Source organism: Pseudomonas serbiensis (assembly GCF_030580745.1).
Lineage (GTDB): Bacteria > Pseudomonadota > Gammaproteobacteria > Pseudomonadales > Pseudomonadaceae > Aquipseudomonas > Aquipseudomonas serbiensis.
In genome coordinates, this window is the sequence record NZ_JAUQOO010000004.1 from 232,230 (window position 1) to 258,813 (window position 26,584).

The window sequence follows — 26,584 nt, forward strand, 5'->3', positions numbered from 1 at the left end:
TTTCGAGTGTTAAAGGAGTGACTTCGCATGCTTGCAAATACCGCGCGCCTGGCGCTGCTGACGATAGCCATCGGCCTGGCTCAACCCGTGTTGGCCGCTGAGAGCGCTACGCCGCCGACCGTGCAAAAGATCAATCTGAGCCCTGACCAGCAGCGCATCCGTGCGCCGCGCAACGAGGAAGCCATTGCGCAGATTCCACAGGGCTTCAAGTTCGCCCAGCCTGGCAAATTCACGGTTGCCGTCTCTGGAACTGCCGGGCCGCCTCTGGCTCTGCTGGCCTCCGACGACAAGACCACCATCGGCAGCGAAGCCGACACCGCGCAACTGGTGGCTGACAGTCTTGGTTTGCAACTGAATGTGGTTCAGACCAGTTGGGAAGACTGGCCGCTGGGCGTCAGTTCGGGCAAATACGATGCGGTGATCAGTAACGTGACCGTTACCGAGGCGCGCAAGAAGCGTTTTGATTTCGCCACCTATCGGCAGGACGTGCTGGGCTTCTATGTGAAGGCCAACAGCAAGATTACCTCCATCAAACAGGCCAGCGATATTGCCGGGCTGAAGATCATCGTCGGCTCCGGCACCAATCAGGAGAAAGTCCTGCTGGCCTGGAACGAGGAAAACGAAAAGGCCGGTATCAAGCCCGCCTTGTTGCAGTACTACGACGACGTGGCGGCTGCGCAGTTGGCCGTTCAATCGGGTCGCGTCGATGCCACCTTTGGCCCCAATGCACTTTCGGCCTATTCGCAGGCGCTGACCAACGGCATCAAGCGGGTGGGCATCGTCAACGGTGGCTGGCCGCGTCGCGCCGATATCGCAGTGACCACGCGCAAGGACAACGGCCTGATCAAGCCGATCCACACTGCGCTCCAGGGCGTGATTGCCGGTGGGCAATATGACCAGGTGCTCAAGCGCTGGGGGCTGGATGTGGAGCGTATCGATCAATCGGAGATCAACCCGCCAGGCTTGCCGGATTGAGCCATTCAGGGAGGACATGAAATGGGACTGACACGACGTGAAGCGCTTTCCAGTATTGCGGCAGTAGGCGGCGAGCAAGCCGTCAAGGGGGCGCTGGCTGCGCTGGGGCTGGGGCCTTCGTCTCATCGGCGGCCACAACCCTTGAAGCTGAAAGCCGATACGGGGCAGGGCACCAGCGTGCTGGTACTCGGTGCCGGTATTGCCGGGCTGGTCACTGCACTGGAATTGAGCCGCGCCGGCTTCAAGGTACAAGTGCTGGAGGCTCGCAACCGCGTGGGCGGTCGCACCTGGACCCTGCGCAACGGCGATAAGGTCGATTACCTCGATGGCCGCACGCAAACCGCGCAGTTCGATAAGGGGGTGTATTTCAATGCCGGTCCTGCGCGGATTCCGAGTCAGCACCGGACCTTGCTCGACTATTGCAGCGAGCTGGGGGTGCCGCTTGAGGTGCTGGTCAACACCAGCCATGGCGCGCAAGTGCGTCCAGACCTTGAACAGCCTGCTTTTACGGTAGGCCAGGCGATCAACGATGCTCGCGGGCATCTTTCCGGGCTGTTGGCCACGGCGGTGCAACGTGATGCGCTGGACGATGTATTGAGCGCCGAAGAACGCACTCGTCTGCTGGCGTTCTTGCAGGTCTATGGCGACCTGTCTCAGGAGCTGGCCTACGAAGGCAGCATTCGCTCCGGCCATCAGGATTCACCCAGCCATCCGGGTGCCCTGCCGGGGAGTCTGGCGCCAGTGGCGCTGGATCGGCTGCTACACCCCGAGTTGTGGGGCGCACTCCTGCATTCCGAGTTTCCCGAGTTCTCGGCCACGATGTTTCAGCCGGTGGGCGGGATGGACCGCATCACCGACGCCTTCTACAGCCGCCTGACCGATCAGGTGCAACTGGGCGCACAGGTGCGTCGCATCCGCCAGCTTGAGGACGGTGTGGCGGTCACTTATCACGATCAGCACAGCGGCCGCGAGCAAGTGGTACGTGCCGACTATCTGGTGTCCACCTTGCCGCTGCCACTGCTGGCCAGGCTCGACACGGATTTCAGCGATCCGGTCAAGGCCGCGCTGCTCAGCACCCATAACGGCCACGCAACCAAGGTGGCCTGGCAGTCGCCGCGATTCTGGGAAAGCGAGTACCGCACCTATGGCGGGATTTCCTGGATCGAGCATCCGGCGCGACTGCTCTGGTATCCGAGCAACGATCTCAATACCCGCGAAGGGTTGCTGGTGGCCGGGTATGTCACGGGCGAGGGCGCCGATACCTTCGGCACACAACCTTTCAATACCCAGTTTGCGACTTCCAGAGAGGCGGTTGAATTACTGCACCCGGGTTACTCGCAGCAGTTGCGCAATCCACTGGCAGTGTCCTGGGAGCAGATCCCCTACAGCGAAGGCCCGTGGCTGCAGCGCGAACTGTTTCCGGCACAGGCCAGCGCCTTGCTGGAAGAGGCCCATGGCCGGGTGTATTTCGCAGGCGACGGGCTTGTGCAAAGCGGAGTCGGCATCTGGCAGGAGTCGGCAGCCAACTCTGCACGCCATGTCGTGGCGCAATTGGGCGAACGGGTTATCGAGCAGCGACACAAAGCCGCCATTGGCGCGCTATGACTATCCATTGAAGGAGTAACAACCATGAGCGACCAGATCAAACGCACCAGTGTCGGTGACTTTCCCATCTCGCAGACCGTGACCGTTCCGGCATCGGCCAGCCTGATATTCGTCAGCGGCACCTTGCCGGATGTCGCCGACCCGCAAGCCCCAAAGGGTACACCCGCGGCGTTCGGCAATACCGAAACCCAGACCGTTTCGGTGTTCAACAAGATACGCAATATCCTCAGGCAACAGGATCTGGATCTGGGCGATATCGTGCAATTGCGGGTGTTTCTGGTGGGAGCCGAGGAAACCGGTGGCAAGCTGGATTTCGCCGGTTTGCAGGCGGGCTACACGCAGTTCTTCGGCACGACTGAACAGCCCAACAAACCGGCGCGCACTGCGCTGCAAGTCGTAGCCCTGCCATTGCCGGGCGCTCTGGTGGAAATCGAGGCCATCGCTGCCAGAACAGCGTAAGGCTTCAAGCTTTTTCCCAGACTTTTTCAAAACCAAGACATCGGATACCGGGGTTCGGGCGCGCAGCGCTCAAACCCTGGCGGGGCTTTGCGTGCCTGCGAAATGCCGACAAGGAAGAGCGATGACTCATCAGCGTGCAGCGTTACAGAGTGGCAGTGTGCAAAGGCAGTCATGGTTGAGTGGCTTGCTGATGATCGGGTTGGCGAGCGAATCGGCTCTGGCGCGGGAGGCCAGTACTCAGGTGTCACAGGATGCCCGTCTGGAAAAGGTCGAAGTGGTGGGGGCGCGAGTGACCCAGGCTGACGAGGCCATCGGCACCGATCAGATCAGCAATACCTTGTCCATTTCCCATCAGGCCTTGCTGTCGGCGCCAGCGGGAACTTCCGGTCTGAAAATGCTCGAAGCCTTGCCGGGCTTCAACGTGCAGGTCAACGATGCGCTGGGTTTATACGAGTTCGGCAACTCGGTGTTCGTAAGGGCCTTCAACTTTCAGCAGATCGGTTTTTCCATCGACGGCGTGCCGCTGGGGCGCAGCGACCAGTTTGGCGGCAGCCCGATCTATCGCTATGTCGATAACGAAAACACCCAGCGGGTGACCGCTTCCACCGGCGCGGGCGACGTCTCGCAGCCGGGCTATACCTCGCTTGGGCCTTACGTCGATTACGTCTCGTCCAACCCTGCTCGCGAAAGCGGGATCAGCACGTCCTACACGCTGGGCAGCGACAGCCTGCGACGCAGTTTCATCAAGCTGGAAACCGGCGAGTACCAAGGGCTTTCAGCCTATTTCAGCCGCTCGAAAATCGACGGTGATTTATGGCGTGGCCCTGGCACCATCGATCGTGAACACCTTGAAGGCAAGGTCCGGTACGAGTTTGGTGAAGGGCATGAACTGCTGTTTCGCGCCGTGCATAACGACTTTTTCGATTACGACTCGCCTTATGTGAATCTGGCGCAGTACAACGGCACCGCCAATGACGAGTTCGGTCGATCCGGCCGCGACTTCGCCTATCTGGGTGAGCCCCCTGATTTGCCGGAAACGGCCGCTGGCGTGCCTTACAGCAACGCCGGCTACAACCAGTATTACAAACAGGCGATCAACCAGCGTCGCGATACGCTCTATAGCCTGACCGGCAATTTCCAGCTGAATCCGGATCTGGAAAGCCGCACCAGCGTCTATTACGAAGCCAAGAAGGGCTATGGTGTTTCACCTGAAGCCTATGCGACATCATTGGCGCTGTATAACGCGCAGAGTGGCAGCGTCGCTGGACTGGTTGCGCCGCGTGGCGTGCAGTACGGGCTCTCCGCGCTCAGCGGTCATCGCTATGGCGCGCTCAGCAGCCTGACCTGGCATGTGGGCAACCATGCCATCGAGACGGGCGTCTGGGTTGAAAAGGATGTCTTCAACCGCTTGCAGGCGCGTTACAACCTGCTGGACGGAAGCCCGGCAGGTACGCCGCTGCGCAATGAGCCCGTGCATCTGCAAGGCGACTTCAGTTCGACCCGCGACTCTGTGCAGTTTCACCTCAAGGACACCTGGACCCTGCTCGATGACCGGCTGAGGCTGCAATACGGTTTCAAACGCCTGGACCTGGATTACCGCATCGAAGGCTATCGCAATGCAGGCGATTACATTGCCAACCGGCAACCGCGCCTGAGCACCTCATGGAACGATCATTTCCTGCCGCAGGTGGGGCTGGTCTATGACGTGACGGCCAACTCCCAGGTGTTCGCGTCCTACTCGGAAAACATGGCGCTGCCGCGTGGTGCCGATGACGTTTTCCGCTCCGCCAGCCCGAACGCTCCGGCACCGGAAGCGGAAACCTCGAAAAACTATGAGGTGGGTTATCGCCTCAACCGGCCGACGTTCAATGCGTCCTGGGCTTTCTATCGCACCGAGTTCGATAACCGCCTGCAGGCTTTCGCATCGCCGGTGGCGGGCAGCAGCACGGTGGAGACGTTCTTCCAGAATGTCGGCAAGGCAGAGGCGTATGGCACTGAACTCAGCGGGCAGTGGAAGCCACCCGTTCTGTCGAACAAGGTCGTGCTCAACGGCAACCTGACCTACAACATCGCCCGCTTCAAGGACGATGCCGCCGGTTTTGCCCTGCGTGACAACGACATCCCCGACAGTCCTCGCTGGCTGGCGCAAGCGGGCGTCACCTACGAGTTGCAGCCCTGGGCGGTGCTGAATTTTTCAGCCCGCCATATCGGCTCGCGCTACAGCAACTTCACCAATACCGAGTCGGTGCCGGGCTACACGCTCTACAACGCCTACCTGGATCTTGGCGGAGACAACCTGTGCTACGGGCCGCTCAAGAGCGTCAAGCTGCGTTTCAACATCGACAACCTGTTCGACAAGGATTACCTGGGCTACATCCTGACCAGCACCAGCGGGCCAGCCTTTTATCGACCCGGTTCGCCCCGCACCTTCCAGACCACCTTGAGTGCGGAGTTCTGAGCCATGACCTGCAAACGTCTTCTGTCTTGTCTGGCACCTCTGGCGCTGGTCATCGCTTCGCAAACCACACTGGCTGACAATGAAGTCCGCGACAGCACTCTGGCGCTGCACAATCGGCTGCTGGTGCTAGACAGCCACCTGGATACACCGATGCAGCTTTCGCGTCCCGGCTGGGACATTCTGGCCCGGCACACTTACCGTGAAGATGGCAGCCAGGTGGATCTGCCACGCATGATCGACGGTGGTCTGGATGGCGGCTTCTGGGTGATCTACACCGCTCCGGGCCCGAGAACCGAAGAGGGGCGGGCCTATGCCAGCAACTACGGCCTTGCCATGCTGGCGCGGATTCGCGACCTGGCCAATCGCTCCCCGGACAAGTTCGAGCTGGCCCTGACGGCCGCCGATGCCCGGCGCATTGCCGCGCAGGGCAAGCGCGTAGTATTTATCAGCATGGAAAACGCCGACCCGCTGGGGTCGGACCCGCAACTGATCCAGACCTATTACCGACAAGGTCTGCGCATGCTGGGCCTGGTGCATTTCAGCACCAATGAGATTGCCGATTCGGCCACGGCCTTGCCCGAGTGGAACGGCCTGAGCCCCAAGGGTAGAGATCTGGTGGCGGCGGCCAATCGTCTGGGGATTCTGCTGGATGTTTCCCATGCGTCGGACGCGGTGTTCGATCAGGTATTGGCCACCTCGAAGGCGCCGGTCATCGCTTCCCACACCAGCAGCAAGGCGGTCAACGCGCATCCGCGCAACCTCGACGATGAGAGGCTGCGACAGCTTGCGGCCAAGGGCGGTGTGGTGCAGGTCAACAGTTACGGCGATTATCTGATACCCCAGAAGGTCGACCCCGAACGGCAGAAGGCACTGGCACCGCTCTATGCCCGTTATCGGAACCTGGCAGCCTTGTCGCCCGATCAGGTCAAGGAATTGCACAGCGAGGTCGCCGCGATCAAAAAGCGTTACGGGCCGGCCAAGCCCGATTTTGAAGTGTTCATGAAACACCTGCTGCATATCCTCGAAGTGGTGGGGCCTGAGCATGTGGGCATTGGCGCTGACTGGGATGGCGGCGGCGGTGTGGTGGGGCTGGAAGATGTCAGCCTGTTGCCGAAAATCAGTGAGCGCCTGTTGCGCGCGGGTTACACAGAAAAGGACCTGGCCAATATCTGGGGCGAGAACCTGTTGCGGGTCCTTCAGGCGGCGCAGGATGCGGCTCAGCCACAACAGGCCGGGCTGTGACGCCTGGGTGAGATGACAGGCGCGGATGTCATATCCGCATATGTCATGTTTCCCCTGAGAGCTCCTTACGCTTTGGACTCATTCAGTCCAATGCTATCAAGGAGCTTTCATATGCAACCCAGACTACGGCGTGCCAGGCGCTCTGTTGCTTCTCATCCGCGCATGCCCGCGCTCAGCGGTCCCTTCGATCATCCCGATGATGTGGCGCGTTATGTCCATGAAGTCATCGGCAACAGGCGTGATCGGGAATACGGCGGTTTCATCCTTGTGCGTAACGATGGCAAGTACGTCGCCACCGAACCCATGGCCGGCAATACCTTTGATTTCAATCCCAATGAGGTCTTTCCGAGTTACGGGCAGGATGGGTATGTCCTTTATCCGGCGGGGCATTCCGATTATGCGATCTATCACTCCCATCCTTCGCTGTTTGCCGGCCTCGATGAGTGGCCTGAAAGTGAAAAGGCCACCTACCCGAACAGCCTTTCCGTGGCCGATATCCATGCGGTGATCGACGATCATGAGTTTTGTTCGGTGACTTACCTGTCCGGGCCGGACGGCTCATTGATCAAGTACACCCTGTCGCATTCCGATGCTGAACAAGCCCTTTTCAGGCGAGTGTCCGGCCCTGCGGACAGGCCTCATCAGTACGTGCTCGGCGAAATACACAGGGCCTTGCAGGCGCGAACGCTCATGCCTAGCGATCTGGTCCGGTTGCTGGCCCAGGCCGGGGATTTGCAGGTCGTCGTCACCAGCCGGTTGTGGGGTAAACCCGGCAAGGTGGCGAATGACTGGCAGCCTTGTCCCAGGATACCGGCTCCCGCTACCTGCGAGACGGTCTGGCCGCCGAAGCCGTTGCGCCTGAGCCCGGAATTCTCCAGTGCCGATGACGCCGTACGCTATGTGCATGGTCGTATCGGCGCCCGGGATCATTTCCAGGCCATCGGTTTTCTGCTGGTCGATCCTCTGCGGGGCGTGTACCGGGCGGCGGAGCCGCGTCTGGAGGACGGGAACATGGTCTACGCGCCCTGTTCGGCATTTCATCCCGATGCCTATTACCGGCCACCGTTGCCTGAGGGATATCGCATCGACGGCATGTACTTTTCGCCCGATACCCTGATTGCCGAGGGCGAGCGACTGGACGGGCGCAACTTCTTTCAGCCGGACGATCTGCATCTCATGTTCGAGTATCGCTACATTCCGGCCCGTCGCTCGAAATGGGTGCCTGTGCGCTATGGCTTCGCGATGTCCGAGGTTTACTTCTCGTCTCCCGATGGAGCGTTGCTGGGCTATACCCCCAGTCATTCGGTCGAGGAATATCAGTTGCTCAGGCGGGTTTCGCGGATTTATTCGGGAAGTGAGTCGGTACAGGCGCAACTGGCCGCAGGCACGCTCAGATCGGCCGATTTCATACGCATGGTGGCGCAGGCGGGGCGGCTGCGAGTGATCAGTCGCAGTCGGAACTGGCCGCAAGCGGGTGTGATTGTCCCGTCTGCCACCGGACCTGAAAACTGAACTGCGACTGAACGGTGCCACGTAAACCAGAGAAAACCTTTATTTACCTGAACTTATCGAGCATTGGCGCCTCTCATGCCGGTAGCCATTGATCGCGGCGGCCTGATAAGCTCGCGGCTTTACTCGTTTGCCCTATTGGCGCATGGACAAGGAATTAGCATGAAACAGCATCGGTTGGCAGCGGCGATTGCCCTGGTCGGTCTGGTACTCGCAGGTTGTGACAAGCAAGCCAGCACTGTAGAGCTGAAAACCCCGGCACAAAAAGCGTCGTATGGTATTGGTCTGAACATGGGCAAAAGCCTGGCTCAGGAAGGTATGGACGATCTGGATTCCAAGGCCGTGGCCCTGGGTATCGAAGATGCCGTCGGCAAGAAAGATCAGAAACTGAAAGACGAAGAGCTGGTTGAAGCCTTCGCTGCGCTGCAAAAGCGTGCCGAAGAGCGTATGGCCAAGCTGAGCGAAGAGTCGGCGGCAGCCGGCAAGAAATTCCTCGAAGAAAACGGCAAGAAACCAGGTGTGGTCACCACCGCTTCCGGCCTGCAGTATGAAATCGTCAAGAAAGCCGATGGCCCTCAGCCAAAGCCGACTGATGTTGTAACCGTTCATTACGAAGGCAAGCTGACCGACGGCAAGGTGTTCGACAGCTCCGTCGAGCGCGGCAGCCCGATCGATCTGCCTGTTGGCGGCGTGATTCCTGGCTGGGTCGAAGGCCTGCAACTGATGCACGTTGGCGAGAAGGTCAAACTCTTCATCCCTAGCGATCTGGCCTACGGCGCACAGAGCCCGAGCCCTATGATCCCTGCCAACTCGGTACTGGTCTTCGATCTGGAACTGATCGGCATCAAGGACCCGGCTGCGGCACCTGAAGCTGAAGAAGAACCGGCTCCGGCCAAGGCCAAGAAGTAATACTTCGCCCGGTTGTCTGAAAACGCCCTGTCTCGACAGGGCGTTTTTGTATCTGCCGTATTTCCCGAACGCTTTGTTGTCCGTACAGTCCCACTATCAGAGGGGCGGTGAGGATTGTCTGACAGTCCTGTGACTGCATTGCGGTAGCCGCGCTAAACATGTAAGTCAACGATTTCATGGGCTTTTTTTATGTGAGTAAAAAATGCCCGATTTAACCTGGACCCCCGTAGAACGGGGCGCACAGGCATGAAAACAGACGCTGTTCACAAGGTTATCCACAGCTTATGTGGATAACCTTTGAACGGAGCAGCAGGCTGGTACTTGTTTACTGACACCACCTTTTTAAACGGGAGTGAACATGAAAGCACCTTGGAACTTCATTCGTTACCTGCCCGGAGCCCGGCGCCTGCTCGCTGCGGGCCGGCTGCCGGGCCTTCTGTTTGCCGTGGCGCGCAAAGGGGCTACCGAAGGCAGCCGGCTGGGGCGTATCAAGGAAGACCTGCGCCTGCTGCAGTCCTTGTGCCTGGCCTACTGGCGCGGTGAGTACCGGGACATCAATCCCAAGGCCATATTGTCCATCGTGGCGGGCCTGATGTACTTCCTCAGCCCGCTGGATGCGATTCCCGACTGGATTCCGGGTCTGGGAATGTTCGATGACATTGCCGTCCTGGCCTGGATCATGAAGAACCTGACCGATGAGCTTGACGCCTTTCGCGCATGGCGCGAGCGTCAGTCGCCGGAGAAGCTCATCGTCGTCGAACGATTGCCTGAAACCCAGGCACTGCTGGAACGTGAAGGCGGTAAACGTTGAACGTTTCAGCGCTGTTACACAAGCTGGGTTAATCCGCTGTTAATATGGCCGCGTATGGAGCAAGCCTATACAAAATGTGTTTTTGTCCTACAGGAGGAAGCGTATGGATCTTCAAGTGATTTCTCGTGATGGAGAGCCGGAATATGCAGTCCTGCCGTGGGCTCAATATCAGGCACTCCTGAATGCAGCGGGCCTTGCGGGCAAGACACGTCCAGAGCCTGTCCAGGCATCTGGCCAAGCCTCAAGCGCCGACTACCCGGGTTTTGATCAGTTGGGTTCCCTGCGCGAGGCCAAGGGGCTTGAAGTCGCAAGCCTGGCGCGCTCCGTAGGCATCAGCCCGTCTTATCTGGAACTGATCGAGAATGGAACCCGTGAACCCGATGCTGCCATCAAGCGCAGCCTGGCATGGGAACTGGGGCTTCCAGGCTGGAGAAGCCAGCCATGAGTGTGCGCATCAGTCGTCAGCATTGGGATGGGCTGTTGAATGAACTGGAACATGCGCGCCGCCAGCGTCATCTGGTGACCTATCGGGCCTTGCTGGAGCGCCTGCAATTGCCCAGCCCGGCCATGCAGACCCTCACCGCAGCCCTTGAGCATCTGGCTGCTCTGGACGTACGTGCCGAACAGCCACTGCGCAGCTCGCTGGTCATCAGTCAGGGCGCGAGTCGTTTGCCGCGTCCCGGCTTCTTCGAGTGTGTAGAACGGCTGGGCAGGTTCTCCGGACCCTCCGATGGCGTCGCCGCTGCCGCCTGGCATGCCTCGGAAGTGGTGCGAGTGTTCGAGTTTTCCTACCCTGAACCGCTTTAGGAGCCAATTCATTCGCGAATCGATTCAGGCGTTGGACAACAAGTCCAGACGCAACGAATCGATCACATGCACGCTGGCACCCGCGACATCCTTGGCGAAGTGCTTGGCCTGCGAGGCCAGGTCGGCCAACTGACTGGCGTTCACTTGCGAGCAGCTTTCTTCGCGCAGATGCACTACACCGATCGATAGCGACAGCAGTGGAAACTCCTGACGCTGACCTTGGCGGTTCAAGGCAATGAAGCAACCCGATTGCAGGTGTTCCGCTCTGTAAAAGCGTCGGCACTGGTTCTGGAAATCATCGAGCAGAGCCTGCAGGCGCCTTTCCCAGTCCTCGAAACCCAGCACCATCAGGAAATCATCACCGCCAATATGGCCGACAAAGTCCCGGCTCGGGTCGATGCGGTCATTCAGGCACTGCGCCAGGCAAAGCAAGACTTCGTCGCCACGGGCGTAGCCGTAGATATCGTTGAAGGGCTTGAAACTGTCGATATCGACATAGCAGATCATCGATGCGCGCCCTTGTTGCAACAGGCGCGTCAGGCATTGCTGGATTGGCACATTGCCCGGCAGCAGGGTCAACGGGTTCGCGTAGCGTGCTTGCTGGATCTTCAGCTCGGTAATCAGCTTCAGGACATCAATCACCCGGCCCAACCCGATGTAGGTGCCGTTGCTGGTGATGATGAAGTCTTCTTCAATGCGCTGGCGTGCCCGGCTGGTCAGCAGACGGCTGACCTGTTGGAGGGATTGATTCACTTCCACGGCCAGAAAGTCATCGCTCATCAAGCGGCTGATGGGCTTGCGGGCAAACAGCTCGGTCCCGAATGGCTTGAGCAACACTTCGGACAATGAGTGGCGATGCACGATGCCGCAGGGCCGGAAGTTTTCGTCCAGAACGGCCAGTGAGTTGAGGTTGGCCTGTTTGCGGAAGGCCTCCAGCACGTCGGCGGTCGGGGTTTCCTGGTTTACCGAGGGTTGCGGGTTGAGCAGGGCGCTCAGGTCCGAGGCTTCTTCGTTCAGGGACGTAGTCGCCACCTCGGTCTTGGGCAGCATGACGCGAATGTCGCGTGGCGGGCGTTCTTGCGGGCGGGCCAGGAGATAGCCTTGTACCAGGTCCACGCCCATATCGGTCAGCGCGGCGAGCTCTTCCGGCAATTCAATGCCTTCAGCGATTACGGTGGCCCGTGATGCCTTGGCCATTTGCAGCATGGAGCCGACGAACTCACGCTTGACCGCATCCTGATGAATGCCGTCGATGAAATGCCGGTCGATTTTCACGTAGTCGGGGCGTAGTTCCGACCAAAGCCGCAGGCTGGAGTAACCGGCACCCAGGTCATCCAGTGCGATGGAAAAACCCATATCGCGATAATGGTGCAGCGCGTTGTACAGCAGCTCGAAATCATCCGTGGGCATCTGCTCGGTCAGTTCTATCACCACATCTTTCGGGGCGATGCCGTAGCGTTGCAGCATTTCAAGGGTGCGGCCCGGTGGGTGGGAAATTTCCAGCAGGGATTCGGGGGAGACATTGAGAAACAGCTTGCCCGGCAGTTTTTGCTGGCTGAACCGACGGCAGGCTCCGTCGCGGCACATCAGTTCCAGTTCGCTGAGTCGACCGGCCTGGCGCGCTACGGAAAACAGATTGATAGGGGAGTGCAACTTGCTGTTTGACGGGCCGCGGCTCAGGGCTTCATACCCCAGAATGCTGCGCCCCGAGAGTGAGACGATGGGCTGGAACAGGCTGTGCAAATCACTACGAGCCAGAATAGAACTCAGTGCACTCAACTGCTCATTCATCGTCATGGCGGTCTCTGGATATAAAAAAGGGGCTGAACGCGCTTACGCTCAGCCCCTTATTACACTACAGATCAATGACTGTTTAATGACATATGCCATTAATTTGCCATTAATGAGTAACCGTCACTTCTTTGCTACCGAAGCGCTCAGCCCCAGATAGTCGATCAGAATGCGCCCGGTTTCTGCCAGGTAGGCATCATCCTCGGGTTTAGTCTTCTCGTTCTCTACTGGCAGGGCATCCTCGTCCTCTTTTTTCAGTTCCTTGAGCGGCTCTTCGCCCTTGGCTTTGCGGCGAGTGTTTTCAAGGGCCAGTTGCTTGCTTTCGATCGCGCTGTGTTCGGCACGACGATCCACTTCATTGAGGCTGACGGTTTTTTCGCTCATCAGCTTCTTGGCCAGTGCAAGGCGGTCTTCGATGAAGACAAACTCGGCGTTCTTGGCCGTGCGGGCTTCATGTCGCGACTGCAACTGCGCCAGGAATGGCTTGAACGGATCGATTGCAGGCTTGATCGCCGGTTTGATGCTGTCCCATGGCATGGCCTCGGGCAGGGCACTCTCACCGATTTCCTTGGTGTCGATCAGCGACGGGTAAGTGATATCCGGCACTACGCCCTGATGCTGGGTGCTCTGACCGGATACCCGATAGAACTTGGCCAGTGTCAGTTTCAGCTCGCCGTGGTTGAGCGGCTGAATGGTTTGTACGGTGCCTTTACCGAAGGTCTGGCCGCCAATCACCAGCGCGCGGTGATAGTCCTGCATGGCGCCTGCGAAAATCTCAGAGGCGGACGCTGACAAACGGTTCACCAGCAGTGCCATCGGGCCTTTGTAGAAGGCGCCTTTGGCTTCGTCTTCGAGTACATCGACCTTGCCGTCGGCATTGCGCACCAGAACGGTCGGACCCTGTTCGATGAACAGGCTGGTCAGTTCGGTAGCTTCCTGCAGGGAGCCGCCGCCGTTGTTACGCAAGTCCAGCACGACGCCATCGACATTCTCTGCCTTGAGTTCGGTCAGCAGTTTCTTGACGTCGCGGGTGGTGCTCTTGTACTGCGGGTCGCCAGCACGGTAAGCCTTGAAGTCCAGATAGAAGGCTGGAATCTCGATGACGCCGAGCTTGTAGTCCTTGCCATCCTGATTCAGGTGCAGGATCGACTTTTTCGCCGCCTGCTCTTCAAGCTTGACCGCTTCACGAGTGATGGACACGATCTTGCTGGTCTGGTCGTTCGGTGCGTTGCTGGCAGGAATGACTTCCAGGCGTACGACCGAGCCTTTAGGCCCGCGAATCAGTTTGACCACTTCGTCCAGGCGCCAGCCGATGACATCGACCATTTCCTTGTCGCCCTGGGCAACACCGACGATCTTGTCGGCCGGAGCGACCTGCTTGGTCTTGGCTGCCGGACCTGCCGGCACCAGACGCACGATCTTCACGTTGTCGTTGTCGCTCTGCAACACAGCGCCGATGCCTTCCAGCGACAGGCTCATGTTGATGTCGAAGTTTTCCGCGCTGTCAGGAGACAGGTAGTTGGTGTGCGGATCGTAGGACATGGCGAAGGTGTTGATGTACGCCTGGAAGATGTCCTCGGCGCGGGTCTGGCCCAGGCGCGCCAGTTGATTCTTGTAACGCTTGGTCAGGGTTTCCTGGATCTTCGAGGGATCCTTGCCGGCGATCTTCAGACGCAGGACTTCATCCTTGACGCGCTTGCGCCACAGTTCGTCCAGTTCGGCTTCATTCTTGGGCCATGCGGCGTCCTTGCGGTCGACCAGCAGGGTTTCCTTGGCGCTGAAGTCGAGCTTGTCGACGCCTTTGTTCAACTCTGCCAGAACGAAGTCCATACGCGCCTTGACGCGATCCAGATAACGTTTGTAGATGATGAAGCCAGGGTTCAGGTCGCCGCTCTTGAGGAAGTCGTCGAACTGGGTCTGCCACTTGTCGAACTCAGTGATATCGCTGGCTGTGAAATAGCTGCGAGACGGGTCCAGAAGCTTCAGGTAGCTCTGATAGATGATGACCGAGCGTTTGTCATCCAGCGGTGGTTTGCTGTAGTGATGTCGCTTGAGCAGCTCAACCACGTTGAGACTGGCAACCACTTCGTCGCGGTCCGGCTGAAGGTTATCCCAGCTGTTGGCGGCAAAAGTGCTGGCTGACATCGGCAACAGGCTAAGACCGATAGACAGTGCAAGGGCGGTGCTTGGGAGTAAGTGCTTCATGCTGATTCGACGTGGTGACAATTGATAACGCATATTAGGCCGTCTTTGAGGTCGCCGGTTCCTTCGGACCCGGCCGCACAATGCAAAAGCCCGGCTAAACAGCTTCGGGCTCAGTCTTGACTCACTATGGCGGCACTGTGAAGGCATTGCAAGGCGTTGAAGCATATGTAGCGGGGCTGAAGCCATCAGGTTCGGTGATGAATGCAGAGTGCGTTCGTATCCGGATGGCTGCCCGTCACGGCACACGATGCAATATATGAGCCTCCGAGGGCTTGACGGGCATTGGAGCCAAGTAGAGTTGATTCAGCCAGCATTCAGCTTTTGCTCAACCCGTGCGCTTTGAAAGCAGGGGCAGGCGGGTCAGGTATATGCCATCAAAGTCCCGCCTGACTCTGGCCGCAGTCCGCCCCGGAATTCATCTGCAATTGCAATGCTGCGTCATAGACTCAGGGGCGGGTGCAGGCTCAAGGGACCCATTCCGTCCAGCGCAGGTTATCCAGGAGTACGGTGTTTTGTTGCTGACCTAGGTATACCTTGCAAGAAAAACACGCCTGGCCCAGGTGAATTTCCTGAGAAACGATCCCGGTGCCAGATTGTAGTGGTGCATCAACGATAAGTTTTTCACCAGTGTCGTAAAAGGCGATGTGATCCCGGGTGGGATCCGCACCAACATGAGACAGCTTCAGGGTCTTGATTAAACCGGAAAAGCGGAGCGTGAACTGGTTTTCTCCTATGGCCTCCAGTGTACGGTTACCGAGGGTTGGATGAACTGTGCTGACGTTTACAATCGAAAGTGGCCTTATATAGATGAAAAGAGTCATGTCATCCGAGCAGTGCACGGTTTTATTGATCGCTAACTGCTGGGTGGGGAAACTTTCCCAGTTCTCGGAACCGCTTACCGGGTAGTAATGGGTAATGCTCAGGTTGTCGACTGGAAACGGCGTCCGGGTCAGCCCTCCATCGAACGATACTTCCATGATCAATCGCATGTAGGTGTGGTGCTTGAGTTTTTGCAGTTCATTCAAGGCTACTTGGGTGCTTTGGGCCGTATCGCTGGTGATCGCGAAGTCCTGCCAGACCGGGTGATCCCACTTATAGGCCGAGCCATCGCGGGCGGTGCCTTCAAAACGCAGCCAGACACGCTGACCTGTTGCGATGAGAGGCCAGGCCTCGACGGTCAGGTCGGCATCACTGTTTAATGGGTTGATGTACAGCAACTTGCTGGGGTACGTGGCTTGTGTGATTTTCGGTGTAGGCAGAGACGAGCCGGGTAATGCCTGTACCTCCAGAGACAGCGCATCTGATTCCTGCTCGTTCGTGCCACGGGCCACGACATAGGTGACCTCCAGTGTTTTCCCTAGCGCGGAGGCAATGGTGGCGGGGGGCACGGTAAATTCGACACTCCCCGCAGGGTTACCGGGCTGGGAAACAGGGGCGGTGGCATCCTCGTTGCCGTCCCAGCGTACGCGGATACTATCGGTTTCAAGCATGCCAAGGTATGCGACCACCACGGTTGCACCTGCCACGGCCTGGAGTGGGTCCAGTACGCCTTCAGGTGCTTCGCTCACCGTCGGAGCGGGTGTGACGAAAATATCGACGGCGGTGAAGGCGGCGAGCGAATAGCCCGACCAGTTGCTTACCTGGTCGCGGATCTCGTAATAGACCGTCAGATTTTCACAGTTGCCAGCCGCTTTCTGCAGCGCGGCGCTCACGATGATGGTTTGCGGTTTGCCCGCCTGCTCTGCTGGCAGCGGCGGGTTCTCGACGAAGAATTCGTTGCTCGCCCAGAATAGGCGGAGGACGTCGCCTTCCTGCATGTTGTCCCAGGCGGCGATGGTCAGCGGCAGGTCTGTTGGCACCTCGATATTCGAGGGCAGATTTTCTACAGGTGCCAGAGTGTCATTGATGTAGGGCGTGTGGTTATCCGTATCAAGGCCACCAGGTACGCTGCGTTTGACCCGTACCTGGCGCACGGGAGAATCCTCGGGTGTACCGCCTGCAGCAGGTGTGATCCGGTAGAACACCTCGCAAACTTCCGGCTCATCGGGAATGTCCTGAGGCAGCGCCGAAAAGTCGATGGAGGCCCGATCAGGGTTTGCGAGCAGGCTCTGGATGACCTTGCCGTTCCACCACAATTCGATGAGGTCGCCTTTGGCCGTACCGACTGGCGTGAACGCAAACAGCGCTACGCCTTTTTGCGGATCCTTGAGTTGGACCCAGCCCAACCCATCGTTTCCGCCGAGGTCGATTGACGGGATCTGCAGAGCGGGCAATTGCCCGGGTTGTTGGCTGAGTGAGGTAAAGGATGTATTCATGAATGGCTCCTGCTATGTCATGACTTCCTTGAAGGTGGGTACACCGCAGCGATACCCGCCGATTGAGTAGCGGGCTGGAGATGGGAGCAGGCCGTGGCGATGCAATCGAACGCCGTGTGTTTCAGATGAGTGCTGGCCATGGCTTGAATCCTCCAAAATCCTTTCCGGAGTCCTGCGATGCGACAGTGTCGGGGGAGTATTTAACCGATGAATCTGCATGTCACTGTCAGAAATGACAGTGCCGGACAGTCGGGCAGATTAAAGGTCGCCCGTTCGTGGACACGGTCGCATAATGCAAAAGCCCGGGGTGGCTGCCTTGGGCTCAGTTCTGACTCACGACGGAGGCACTGTGAAGGTATTACAAGGCGTTGAAGGACGTGTGGAATGGGTCGAAGAGCCAAGTCCGGCTCTTGATGTGGGGCAGGTTCGTATCAAAGTGGCCGCTGCGGGCCTGAATCGGGCCGATTTGTTGCAGCGTGCCGGGCTGTATCCGCCACCCCCAGGCGTTAGCTCGGTTCTGGGGCTTGAGTGCTCGGGTGTGATCGACGAAGTCGGGCCGGGCACTTCCTGGCAGGTCGGAGACCGCGTCTGCGCGTTGTTGGCGGGCGGTGCCATGGCTGAAGAGGTGGTGGTCGACGCGCGTCATGTGCTGCCCGTGCCCGAGGGGCTGTCGCTGCATGAAGCCGCCGCGATCCCGGAAGTCTATGCCACGGCATGGCTGAATCTGTTTCAACTGGCAGGCCTGAAGCCTGGTGAAAAAGTCTTGCTGCACGCCGGAGCAAGTGGCGTCGGTTCTGCTGGCATTCAGCTCTGCAAGGCGTTTGGCAGCCCGGTATGGGTCAGCGTCGGCTCCACCGAGCGTCTGGCGTATTGTGTCGAACTGGGTGCCCAGGGTGGTGTCGTGCGCAGCGACAGTCTGGAAAGCCTGAGTGACTTCGCCCCCTTCGATGTAATCCTCGACCCGGTCGGCGCCAATTACGCGGCCCTGAACGTCAAGCTGCTGGGGCTCGATGGCCGTTGGGTGCTGATCGGCTTGATGGGTGGGCGCGAGGCTCAACTGGACCTGGCTCAAGTATTGGGCAAGCGTATCCAGTTGCTCGGTTCGACCTTGCGCAGCCGTGACGAGCAGTTCAAGGCGGACCTGCTCAGTGACCTGGGCCAGCACGTCTGGCCGCTATTCACTGAAGGACGCCTCAAGCCGCAACTGGCCAGGGCCTTCCCGATCAAGGACGCCGAAGCCGCATTTGCTGAGCTGGCGACCAACCAGGTGTCGGGCAAGATTGTGCTGGTGATCGACGAGAGCCTCGTTTAGCGCCATTTCCGTAGGAGCGAATTCATTCGCGAAGGGCCTTCGCGAATGAGCGGAGCGCCGCCCGATTCGCTCCTACGGAAATGCGTTTTAATTCATGATGTTGAATTACTTCCAGGAATGCACCGGCCAGCCAGCCTTTTCGGCATGCTCGCGTAACACGGCATCCGGGTTGACCACATGGGGATAGTCAACCTTGAGCAGCAGCGGCAGGTCATTGCGGGAGTCGGAGTAGAAGCTGGCACCTTCGAGGTTTTCACCTTCGGCGTCCAGCCAGTCCATCAGGCGGGTGATCTTGCCTTCGCGGTAGGTCAGCACGCCGACTGTTGCACCGCTGTAGACACCGTTCTGCACATCCAGATCGATCCCCAGTACTTCATCGATGCCCAGACGCTCGGCAATGGGTTTGACCAGGTGTACGCCAGACGCAGAGATCACCAGAATGCGGTCGCCTTTGGCCCGATGCTGCGCGATGCATTTGCAGGCGTCGCTGTAGATGATGGGTTCAATGATGTCTTCCACCCAGGGGCCGACCAGATGATCGACTTCTTCTGGTGTACGGCCAGCCATGGGTTCCAGGCTGAACGCCATGTAATCTTCCATGGCCAGTTTGCCCGCGCTATAGGCGGCCATCAGTTCATTGTTGCGTTGCATGAACGACTCGGGATCGACCCAGCCCAGGCGGCCCATCTGCTCGCTCCACAAGCTGGCGCAGTCGCCGCCGATCAGGGTTTCGTCCAGATCGAAAATTGCTAAAGGCATGCGTGCCTCCTTGGATTGTTGTTCGGTAGTGGGTAGGGCGTGGGCGCGGCAGCGTCAAGTTACAAGCTTCAAGCTGCAAGTGAAGAGCACGCAAAACTGCTTGAGCTTGCAGCTTGCGGCTTACAACTTGCCGTTGCCCCTAACCCACCTCACACAACGCCGAAAGTTCTATCTTGAGGCTCACTCGTCGCCCATCGGGGTGTAGATCTTCTGCGCTGCGGTTGAGTACGTCGACCACCAGTTCCACGTCTCGTGCCTGGACACGATAGCGGATCACGTTACCCAGCAGGCTGTGACTGAGAACTTCGCCTTCCAGTGCGCCGGTCAGGCTGAGCTGGATGGCTTCAGGGCGGATCGCGACGCGGCTGTTGATCGGGCGCTGCATCAGGCGGGAGGCGTCATCGGGTTCCAGCAGGTTGTAGTTGCCGATGAAGCCCGCTGCAAAGACGTCTGCCGGCGCGGTGTAGAGGGTTTCGGCATCGCCGCTCTGGACGATTCGACCCTGGTTCATCAGGAAAATGCGGTCTGACATGGTCAGCGCTTCTTCCTGGTCGTGGGTGACGAAGATCGTGGTCAGGCCCAGTTCGCGCTGGATGGCGCGGATCTGTTCGCGCAGGTGTTTGCGAATCCGTGCATCCAGCGCCGACAGCGGCTCGTCGAGCAGCAGCAGGCGAGGGCGAGTGACCAGCGAGCGGGCCAGAGCGACGCGCTGGCACTGGCCGCCGGACATCTGGTGCGGGTAACGGCTGGCCAGGTCGGTCAGCTCGACCAGCTTCAGCACTTCGGCGACCCGCTTGTGAGTGTCGTCGGCGTTGACCTTCTGGATGCGCAGGCCGAACGCTACGTTCTGTTCCACAGTCATGTTGGGGAACAGCGCATAGCTCTGGAACACCATGCCGATATTGCGCTTTTGCGGAGTAAGCGGCACCAGGTCCTGACCATCGAGCAGGATGCTACCGCTGTTCACTGACGTCAGCCCGGCGATGCAGCGCAGCAATGTTGACTTGCCGCAGCCCGACGGGCCGAGCAGGGTCACGAATTCACCGCGTTCGATCGTGCAGTTGATGTCGCTGAACACCGCTGTGCTTGCGTAGCTTTTCTGCAGGTTTTCGATACTGACAAAACTCATATCAGTCTTTGTCCTTGTTCAGTCGGTTGGCGGCCCAGGTCAGCACCAGCACGAAGAGGAAATAAGAGATCACCAGCGCACTGTTGAAGTGCCCGCTGCTGTTGCGCATGTTGTTTAGGTACACCTGCAGGGTTTCATAGCGGGTCCCGACCAGCAGGTTGGCGAACACGAACTCGCCGAACAGGAAGGAGAACGACAGCAGCAACGCGACCAGCAAGCCTTTGCGCAGGTTGGGCAGCACCACCATGAAAGCCGCCTGCCAGGTATTGGCGCCCAGCAGTTGGGCGGCGTCCATCAGGTCGGTGAGGTTGATCGCCTGCAAGTTGTTGCTGATGGCCCGATACATGAACGGCAGTGCGACGGTGAAGTAGCAGCCAATCAGAATCCAGGGCGTGCCGACCATGGCAAACGGCCCGGAGCCATAGAGTTGCAACAAGCCCACGGACGAGGCCACGGGCGGTACTGCGAAAGGCAGCAGGATCAGGATGTTCATCAGCGCATCCAGGCGTGGGAAGTGGTAATGCACCACGAACAGCAGTGGCAGGATCAACACCACGGACAGAATCAGGGCGCCCACACAGACCAGCAGCGACTGACCGAACGCAGTGAGAAAGCGCGGGTCGCTCCACAGTGCGATGTACCACTTGAAGGTCAGGCCGCTGGGCAGAATGCTCGCCGACCAACTGGTGGACAGTGAATACAGCAGCGTGCCAGCCAGTGGCAGCAGCAGGATCAGGAACAGGACATACACCACGAAGCGGTGGTAGATCCCGGCGGGACCTCTTTCAGCGCGAGACATGGTAGCTCCTCTTCAGCAACCATTGATGAACGACAGTGACCAGCGTCATCAGGCCGACCAGAATCATTGCCAGGGCACTGGCCATGTTCGGATCAAGGCTGATATCCCCGGAAACCATGGCTGCGATGCGGATGGGCAGCACGTTGAAGTTGCCGGTGGTCAAGGCGTAAACGGTGGCATAAGCCCCCAAGGCATTGGCCAGCAGAATCACGAAGGTCCCCAGCAGCGCAGGTGCCAGGACCGGCAGACCGATATGGCGCCAGTACTGGAAGCTGCTGGCACCGAGCAAGGCCGAGGACTCGCGCCAGTCTTCGCGCAAGGCATCGAAGGCCGGGTAAAGCAGCAATACGCCCAGCGGGATCTGGAAATAGGTGTAGAGAATGATCAGGCCGGTCTTGGAATACAGGTTGAAGTCTTCAATGATCCCGGCCTTCTTGAGCATCAACGTCACGGCCCCGTTGAAGCCCAGCAGGATGATGAATGCAAAGGCCAGCGGCACGCCAGAGAAGTTGCTGGTCATGTTGGCGAAGGAATTGACGAAATCCCGTAGCCGCGAATCCACGTTGCGCAGCGAGTGGCTGCCCAGTACCGCGATCACGATGCCGAACAGGCTGGACCAGAAACTGATCTCCAGGCTGAACTGAATGGCCTGGCGATAGAAGCGGGAATTGAATGCCTTGGCGAAGTTGTCAAACCCCCAGCCTGTTTCGGAGTGCAGGCTGTTGATCGCAACCCAGGCCAGCGGCGCAATTTGAAACACGATGAAGAACAGGGCAAACGGCAGCAGGCATAGCAGCCCGAGCCATTTACCACGATTGTTGGTAGTCAATTGAGGATCTCCCGGCATACCGGTTTGTCGTGGGGCACGCCGAGCAGTTCGCAGACAGTGCCGCATAGCTCGGTTTGTCTGGGGGCTGCCTGGGCATCGAGGCTGAATGCATCGCCCAGCACGAACAGCGGTACTTCACGTTCTTCGGGGAGTAGCCCGTTATGTGATCGATCGTTGTTCATGCCGTGATCTGCGGTGACCAGTACCTGATAACCGGCATCGAGCCAGCGTTGCAGGTAATCGGCAATCAGGATGTCGGCGCTGCGTGCGCTGTTACGGTATTGGGGGCTGTCGAGGCCGTGCTTGTGCCCGGCGTCGTCGATATTCATGGGGTGGATCAACAGCAGATTCGGTGCGTGCCTGACTCGCAGGCTTTCGGCGTCGGCAAACAGGTGCGAATCGGGGTAATGGTCGGCGTAGTAAAAGTGCCCGTGCTGGATCGGCAGCGCCGGATCGTCGGTGTGACGGTCGCGGGCGGCGTCGAAGGGCGTGCGATTATACAGTTCGCTGACCCAGTGATAGGCCGCCGCTGCCGTGGTGAGCCCGGCATCGGTGGCGTAGTGGAACATGCTGCGCTGGTTGGACAGGCGTGAAACCTGGTTGTGCACAATGCCGCTTTCCAGGGGCGTGACCCCGGTCAGAATGCATTCGTACAAAGGGCGCGACAGCGCCGGCAACTCGGATTCAAGCTTGTACAGCACGGCCCGTCCTGCACTGCTGTAAGCCTGGAGATGACCCATCGCATGCCTTGCCACTTCGTAGTTGAGGCCATCGAGCACGATGAGGATGACATTGTGTTTCATGAGCGGGTCGCTCCAACTGCAATCGATACACAGGTAAGGGCGAGCAGGCATGCTGGCTCGCCCTTGGCCTTGATCAGTTCATTTCGACGATGACCTGCTCGTTCCACATCTGAGGCAGCTTCTTGGACGTCGCTTCCCACGCCGCCGCGCTCTTGATCGGGGTGACGCCTTTGTATTGCTCGTTTGGCAGCAGCTTGGCCTGGACCTCGGCGGGCAGGGTAAGGTGCTCGGCACGAATCGGACGTGCGTTGCCTTTTGCCAGGTTGATCTGGCCTGCGTCGCTGAAGATGTACTCACGCGCCAGTTTGGCCGCGTTCGGGTGTTTGGCGTATTTGTTGATGATGGTGGTGTAGCCGGAAATCACCGAACCATCGGACGGGATCAGCACCACGTAATCGTCCGGGTTGGTCATCTTGGCCTTGTAGCTCAGGCCGTTGAAGTCCCAGACGATACCGACTTCGACTTCACCTTTCTCCATGCTCTGGATATTCGGATTATTGAGTGCCAGGCGTTTCTGCTTGGCCAGTTCGGTGAACAGTTGCAGGCCAGGAGCGACGTTGCTCTCGTCGCCTTTCATGGCGATGGAGGCCGCCAGCACGCCGTTGGCCGCCTGGGCTGCGGTGCTCACGTCACCGATAGTGACCTTGTATTTGCCGCTCTTGAGGTCAGACCATTTGGTCGGGACTTCAGAACCATGCAACAGCTTCTTGTTGACGATGAAGGCGATGGTGCCGGTATAGGCCAGTGCCCAGTGACCTTCCTTGTCCTTGGCCCAGTCCGGGACTTGTTCCCAGGTGCTTGGCTTGTAAGGCTGGGTAACGCCCTTGGCGACAGCGATCGGGCCGAAGGCTGCACCCACGTCACCGATATCGGCGCTGGCGTTGTCTTTTTCCGCATCGAACTTGGCCACTTCCTGAGCCGAACTCATGTCGGTGTCCATGTGCTTGAGGCCGTATTTGCTTTCGAGGTCGGCCCAGGTGGCTTTCCAGTTAGCCCAGTCATCCGGCATGCCGACGCTATTGATCGCGCCTTCGGTCCTGGCTGCGGCTTCCAGCGTCTTGAGGTCTGTGTCCGCTGCCATGGCCGAGGTGCTCAAGGCAATGGCGGAACCGAGGAGTGATGCCAACAATAGGTGTTTCATTCAAATCTCCTTTTGCACTTCCTTTCGGAAGCGTTCTTTGCGGATAGTTTGGTCTAGATCAGCAATACCTGAGCCAAGTTAGGCTTCTTGCATGACATTTTTGTGTCGAGAGTTGTTTTCTGTTCTATGGTCAGAGCATGTGTGCTGCGTTGCGAGCTAAGCGTAGACCATCTTGAATAGCTTGCTTCCCAAGGGATTTCAGGGTGTTCAAGCGACCATTGGCATGGATCGTGATGCGATTTGTCACATGATGGTCATATAGGCGACCTAGGCTTGAAAACACTTTCAATGGGGGGCTCAAGTCTTGAATCGTGCCCTTTAATGGAGCTGGTCTAGTCCAGTCAGGTATCTCAATGCGCGAAGATGTACCACGAGCGGTAACAACTATTTGCAACGCCTTGCAGGAGCAGATCGAGCACGGTTTGTTACCGTCCGGTAGCAAGCTGCCTGCCGAGCGCAAGCTCAGTGAGGTATTTGATACGACTCGTATCACCCTGCGTGAAGCCCTGGTGCAACTGGAGGCTCAGGGGCTGATCTATCGCGAGGAGCGACGCGGCTGGTTTGTCTCGCCTCCGCGTCTGGCCTATGACCTGATCCGTCGCAGCCACTTTCATGCGATGGTCCAGGCACAAGGGCGCGTGGCTGAAACCCAGATCATTTCAGCGCGATTGCAACCGGCTTCAGCGAAAATCTGTGAAAAACTCCAGTTGCCAGCGCTTTCCAGCGTGATCCAGATCTGCCGGGCGCGGCGCATCGACCAGCGTCTGGTGCTGTATGTCGAGCATTACCTGAACCCTGAGTATTTCCCCGGCATCCTTGATTGCGATCTCAGCCAGTCGCTTACCGAGTTGTACGCCAGCCGTTATGACCTGTGCTATGGCCAGGTGCATTTCGAGATTGTGCCTACGGCGCTGCATGCCGATGCCTGCGCGGCGCTCAAGGTTTCAGTGGGCAGCCCGGGTTTGTGCATTGCGCGGGTCAACTACGATCAGCGCGGTCGCCTGATCGATTGCGACCTGGAATATTGGCGGCACGACGCTATTCATGTCAGTGCGGTGGCGGGGGATTTTCTGTCAAGCCTGCCCACTCTCGGCGAGGCTCAAGTGAGTGCCTAGCCTCATGATCAGGTCAGCTTTTCGAGAATCTTGAAGCCGACCGTGCCGATCACGAAGACCATGCCGATCCAGATCATGAACACACCAGCACCCCGATCCCGGTAACTGAAGCCGACGCTGAGCAACAGCATCCCGATCACGGTAATCATCAGCATTGAATGGAACGGATCCATGGCCCTGTACCTCACTGACTCGGCACCTATGAGTCTAGATGGGTTTGGGGCTGGCGTTTTGATGTAGCGCAATGCGCGAGTGAACGGGCCGGGCTGCGAACCGCTCACTCGCGAAGACGGGGAGTTACGGCAACTCGTGGCTGGCGTAAAACGCACTGAGCACTTTCACCAGATGCGACAGGTCATGACTGCCGGCCAGTTCGCGGATCGAATGCATGGCAAAGGTCGGCAAACCGATATCCACGGTGCGAATGCCCAGATGGCTGGCTGTGATCGGGCCGATGGTCGAGCCGCAGGCCATGTCGCTGCGCACCACAAAGCTTTGCACCGGTACTTCTTCGGCCATGCACAGGTGGCGGAAGAACCCTGCGGTTTCGCTGTTGGTGGCGTAGCGCTGGTTGCTGTTGACCTTGATGACCGGCCCGGCATTGAGTTTCGGGCCATGGTTGGCGTCGTGCTTTTCGGCGTAGTTGGGGTGAACGCCATGGGCGTTGTCCGCCGAGATCAGCAGCGACTTCTGGATGGTGCGCACATAGTCTTCGCCGTTGGGCAGCAGACGCTGGATGATCTGCTCCAGCATCGGGCCGTCTGCGCCGCAGGTCGATGAAGAACCGACTTCTTCGTGATCGGTACACACCAGCAGAGCGGTTTCATCGGTGTCGCTGTTGAGCAGCGCTTGCAAGCCTGCGAAGCAGGACAGCAGATTGTCCAGACGGGCACCGGCAATGAAGTCGCCATTGAGGCCGACCACGGCTGCGCTCTGGGTGTCGTAGAAACTCAACTCGTAATCGAGCACCACATCGGCGTTCAGGTCGTGCTCGCGGGCCAGTTGCTCGGTGAGCAGGGCGCGGAAGTCGGCGCGTTCGTCACCGGCTACTTGGGCCAGGATCGGCGGCAGTTCGTTCTGGGCATTGATCGCCCAGCCTTCATTGGCCGTACGATTGAGGTGGATGGCCAGGTTGGGAATGATCGCGATGGGCAACTTGAAATCGATCAACTGGCTTTCGACCTTGCCGTCGCGACGGAAGGTGACACGCCCGGCCAGCGACAGGTCACGGTCGAACCAGGGCGCCAGCAGCGCGCCGCCGTAGACTTCCACGCCCAGTTGCCAGAAACCCTGACGCTGTAGTTCCGGCTGCGGTTTGACCCGCAGGCACGGGCTGTCGGTATGGGCACCGACCATGCGAATCCCGCCGGTCAGTGGCGAATGACGACCCATTCTGAAGGCGACGATGGAGGAGTCGTTGCGGGTGACGTAATAACGCCCACCGGTTTCGACAGCCCAGGTTTCACGCTCGTCCAGACGCTGGAAGCCGGCTGCTTCAAGGTGATTTACAAGGGTTGCAGTGGCGTGGAACGGGGTAGGGGAGGCCTTGAGAAAGTCGATCAGGCCTTTGTTCAGCTCTTCGCGCATAAGTAGCTCCAGACAGCAATGGCG

23 protein-coding genes are annotated in these 26,584 nt (G+C 58.8%); 12 read left to right on the top strand and 11 right to left on the bottom strand.

What is annotated here, in order from left to right:
* Nucleotides 1-27 precede the first annotated feature (27 nt).
* The 10 genes from Q6A51_RS07705 (at nucleotide 28) to Q6A51_RS07750 (ending at nucleotide 10,775) form a co-directional block, all read left to right on the top strand.
* A complete protein-coding gene (locus Q6A51_RS07705; RefSeq protein ID WP_304574476.1) occupies nucleotides 28-975 on the top strand; it encodes an ABC transporter substrate-binding protein in 948 nt (315 codons plus the stop codon).
* A gap of 21 nt (nucleotides 976-996) precedes the next feature.
* Nucleotides 997-2,580 carry a flavin monoamine oxidase family protein gene (locus tag Q6A51_RS07710; protein WP_304574477.1) on the top strand — a complete coding sequence of 528 codons (1,584 nt, stop codon included), beginning with the start codon at nucleotides 997-999 and terminating at the stop codon, nucleotides 2,578-2,580.
* 24 nt (nucleotides 2,581-2,604) lie between these two features.
* Entirely contained in the window at nucleotides 2,605-3,039 is a 435-nt protein-coding gene (locus Q6A51_RS07715) for a RidA family protein (RefSeq protein ID WP_304574478.1), read from the top strand.
* Nucleotides 3,040-3,160: 121 nt separating this feature from the next.
* Nucleotides 3,161-5,497 carry a TonB-dependent receptor gene (locus tag Q6A51_RS07720; RefSeq protein ID WP_304574479.1) on the top strand — a complete coding sequence of 779 codons (2,337 nt, stop codon included), beginning with the start codon at nucleotides 3,161-3,163 and terminating at the stop codon, nucleotides 5,495-5,497.
* 3 nt (nucleotides 5,498-5,500) lie between these two features.
* On the top strand, nucleotides 5,501-6,739 hold the full coding sequence (locus tag Q6A51_RS07725; RefSeq protein ID WP_304574480.1) for a dipeptidase: 1,239 nt from the start codon (nucleotides 5,501-5,503) through the stop codon (nucleotides 6,737-6,739).
* Nucleotides 6,740-6,850: 111 nt separating this feature from the next.
* Complete coding sequence (locus tag Q6A51_RS07730) at nucleotides 6,851-8,251, top strand: DUF4329 domain-containing protein (protein ID WP_304574481.1); 1,401 nt, start codon at nucleotides 6,851-6,853, stop codon at nucleotides 8,249-8,251.
* Between the two features lie 159 nt (nucleotides 8,252-8,410).
* Nucleotides 8,411-9,157, top strand: coding sequence for an FKBP-type peptidyl-prolyl cis-trans isomerase (locus Q6A51_RS07735; protein ID WP_201019310.1), 747 nt, complete (start codon nucleotides 8,411-8,413; stop codon nucleotides 9,155-9,157).
* A 358-nt stretch (nucleotides 9,158-9,515) separates the two neighbouring features.
* Nucleotides 9,516-9,968 (top strand): YkvA family protein, encoded by a 453-nt coding sequence (locus Q6A51_RS07740; RefSeq protein ID WP_200999816.1) that lies wholly within the window; start codon nucleotides 9,516-9,518, stop codon nucleotides 9,966-9,968.
* A 103-nt stretch (nucleotides 9,969-10,071) separates the two neighbouring features.
* A complete protein-coding gene (locus Q6A51_RS07745) occupies nucleotides 10,072-10,413 on the top strand; it encodes a helix-turn-helix domain-containing protein (RefSeq protein ID WP_201019309.1) in 342 nt (113 codons plus the stop codon).
* Nucleotides 10,410-10,775 carry a hypothetical protein gene (locus Q6A51_RS07750; RefSeq protein ID WP_201019308.1) on the top strand — a complete coding sequence of 122 codons (366 nt, stop codon included), beginning with the start codon at nucleotides 10,410-10,412 and terminating at the stop codon, nucleotides 10,773-10,775. Before Q6A51_RS07745 ends, Q6A51_RS07750 begins: the two co-directional genes overlap by 4 nt.
* Before the next feature lie 24 nt (nucleotides 10,776-10,799).
* Here Q6A51_RS07750 and Q6A51_RS07755 read toward each other — a convergent pair whose 3' ends face one another.
* From Q6A51_RS07755 to Q6A51_RS07765, 3 genes are all read right to left on the bottom strand, one after another.
* Complete coding sequence (locus Q6A51_RS07755; RefSeq protein WP_304574482.1) at nucleotides 10,800-12,572, bottom strand: bifunctional diguanylate cyclase/phosphodiesterase; 1,773 nt, start codon at nucleotides 12,570-12,572, stop codon at nucleotides 10,800-10,802.
* A 117-nt stretch (nucleotides 12,573-12,689) separates the two neighbouring features.
* On the bottom strand, nucleotides 12,690-14,771 hold the full coding sequence (locus Q6A51_RS07760) for a carboxy terminal-processing peptidase (protein WP_304574483.1): 2,082 nt from the start codon (nucleotides 14,769-14,771) through the stop codon (nucleotides 12,690-12,692).
* A 464-nt stretch (nucleotides 14,772-15,235) separates the two neighbouring features.
* Nucleotides 15,236-17,086: a hypothetical protein gene (locus tag Q6A51_RS07765; RefSeq protein ID WP_304574484.1), complete on the bottom strand. Its 1,851-nt coding sequence runs from the start codon at nucleotides 17,084-17,086 to the stop codon at nucleotides 15,236-15,238.
* Between the two features lie 349 nt (nucleotides 17,087-17,435).
* On the opposite strand from Q6A51_RS07765, the gene Q6A51_RS07770 reads away from it, so the two are divergent.
* Nucleotides 17,436-18,398 (top strand): NAD(P)H-quinone oxidoreductase, encoded by a 963-nt coding sequence (locus Q6A51_RS07770; RefSeq protein ID WP_304574485.1) that lies wholly within the window; start codon nucleotides 17,436-17,438, stop codon nucleotides 18,396-18,398.
* 105 nt (nucleotides 18,399-18,503) lie between these two features.
* Here the strand turns inward: Q6A51_RS07770 and Q6A51_RS07775 are convergent, their stop codons facing one another.
* From Q6A51_RS07775 to Q6A51_RS07800, 6 genes are all read right to left on the bottom strand, one after another.
* A complete protein-coding gene (locus tag Q6A51_RS07775; RefSeq protein WP_304574486.1) occupies nucleotides 18,504-19,157 on the bottom strand; it encodes an HAD family hydrolase in 654 nt (217 codons plus the stop codon).
* Between the two features lie 139 nt (nucleotides 19,158-19,296).
* Nucleotides 19,297-20,286, bottom strand: a complete 990-nt coding sequence (locus tag Q6A51_RS07780; RefSeq protein WP_200999808.1) for an ABC transporter ATP-binding protein — start codon at nucleotides 20,284-20,286, stop codon at nucleotides 19,297-19,299.
* A gap of 1 nt (nucleotide 20,287) precedes the next feature.
* A complete protein-coding gene (locus tag Q6A51_RS07785; protein WP_201019301.1) occupies nucleotides 20,288-21,085 on the bottom strand; it encodes an ABC transporter permease in 798 nt (265 codons plus the stop codon).
* Nucleotides 21,072-21,914, bottom strand: coding sequence for an ABC transporter permease (locus Q6A51_RS07790; protein ID WP_304574487.1), 843 nt, complete (start codon nucleotides 21,912-21,914; stop codon nucleotides 21,072-21,074). The genes Q6A51_RS07785 and Q6A51_RS07790 overlap by 14 nt, the downstream gene beginning before the upstream one ends.
* Nucleotides 21,911-22,717, bottom strand: coding sequence for an alkaline phosphatase family protein (locus tag Q6A51_RS07795; protein ID WP_201019300.1), 807 nt, complete (start codon nucleotides 22,715-22,717; stop codon nucleotides 21,911-21,913). The genes Q6A51_RS07790 and Q6A51_RS07795 overlap by 4 nt, the downstream gene beginning before the upstream one ends.
* 73 nt (nucleotides 22,718-22,790) lie before the next feature.
* Nucleotides 22,791-23,858, bottom strand: coding sequence for an ABC transporter substrate-binding protein (locus tag Q6A51_RS07800; RefSeq protein ID WP_201019299.1), 1,068 nt, complete (start codon nucleotides 23,856-23,858; stop codon nucleotides 22,791-22,793).
* A 353-nt stretch (nucleotides 23,859-24,211) separates the two neighbouring features.
* Here Q6A51_RS07800 and Q6A51_RS07805 point away from each other — a divergent pair, with 353 nt between their 5' ends.
* On the top strand, nucleotides 24,212-24,973 hold the full coding sequence (locus tag Q6A51_RS07805; RefSeq protein ID WP_201019298.1) for a UTRA domain-containing protein: 762 nt from the start codon (nucleotides 24,212-24,214) through the stop codon (nucleotides 24,971-24,973).
* An 8-nt stretch (nucleotides 24,974-24,981) separates the two neighbouring features.
* Here the strand turns inward: Q6A51_RS07805 and Q6A51_RS07810 are convergent, their stop codons facing one another.
* Both Q6A51_RS07810 and Q6A51_RS07815 read right to left on the bottom strand, forming a co-directional pair.
* Nucleotides 24,982-25,146 (bottom strand): hypothetical protein, encoded by a 165-nt coding sequence (locus Q6A51_RS07810; protein WP_200999802.1) that lies wholly within the window; start codon nucleotides 25,144-25,146, stop codon nucleotides 24,982-24,984.
* A gap of 124 nt (nucleotides 25,147-25,270) precedes the next feature.
* Nucleotides 25,271-26,560, bottom strand: coding sequence for a M18 family aminopeptidase (locus tag Q6A51_RS07815; RefSeq protein ID WP_200999801.1), 1,290 nt, complete (start codon nucleotides 26,558-26,560; stop codon nucleotides 25,271-25,273).
* Nucleotides 26,561-26,584: the final 24 nt, after the last annotated feature.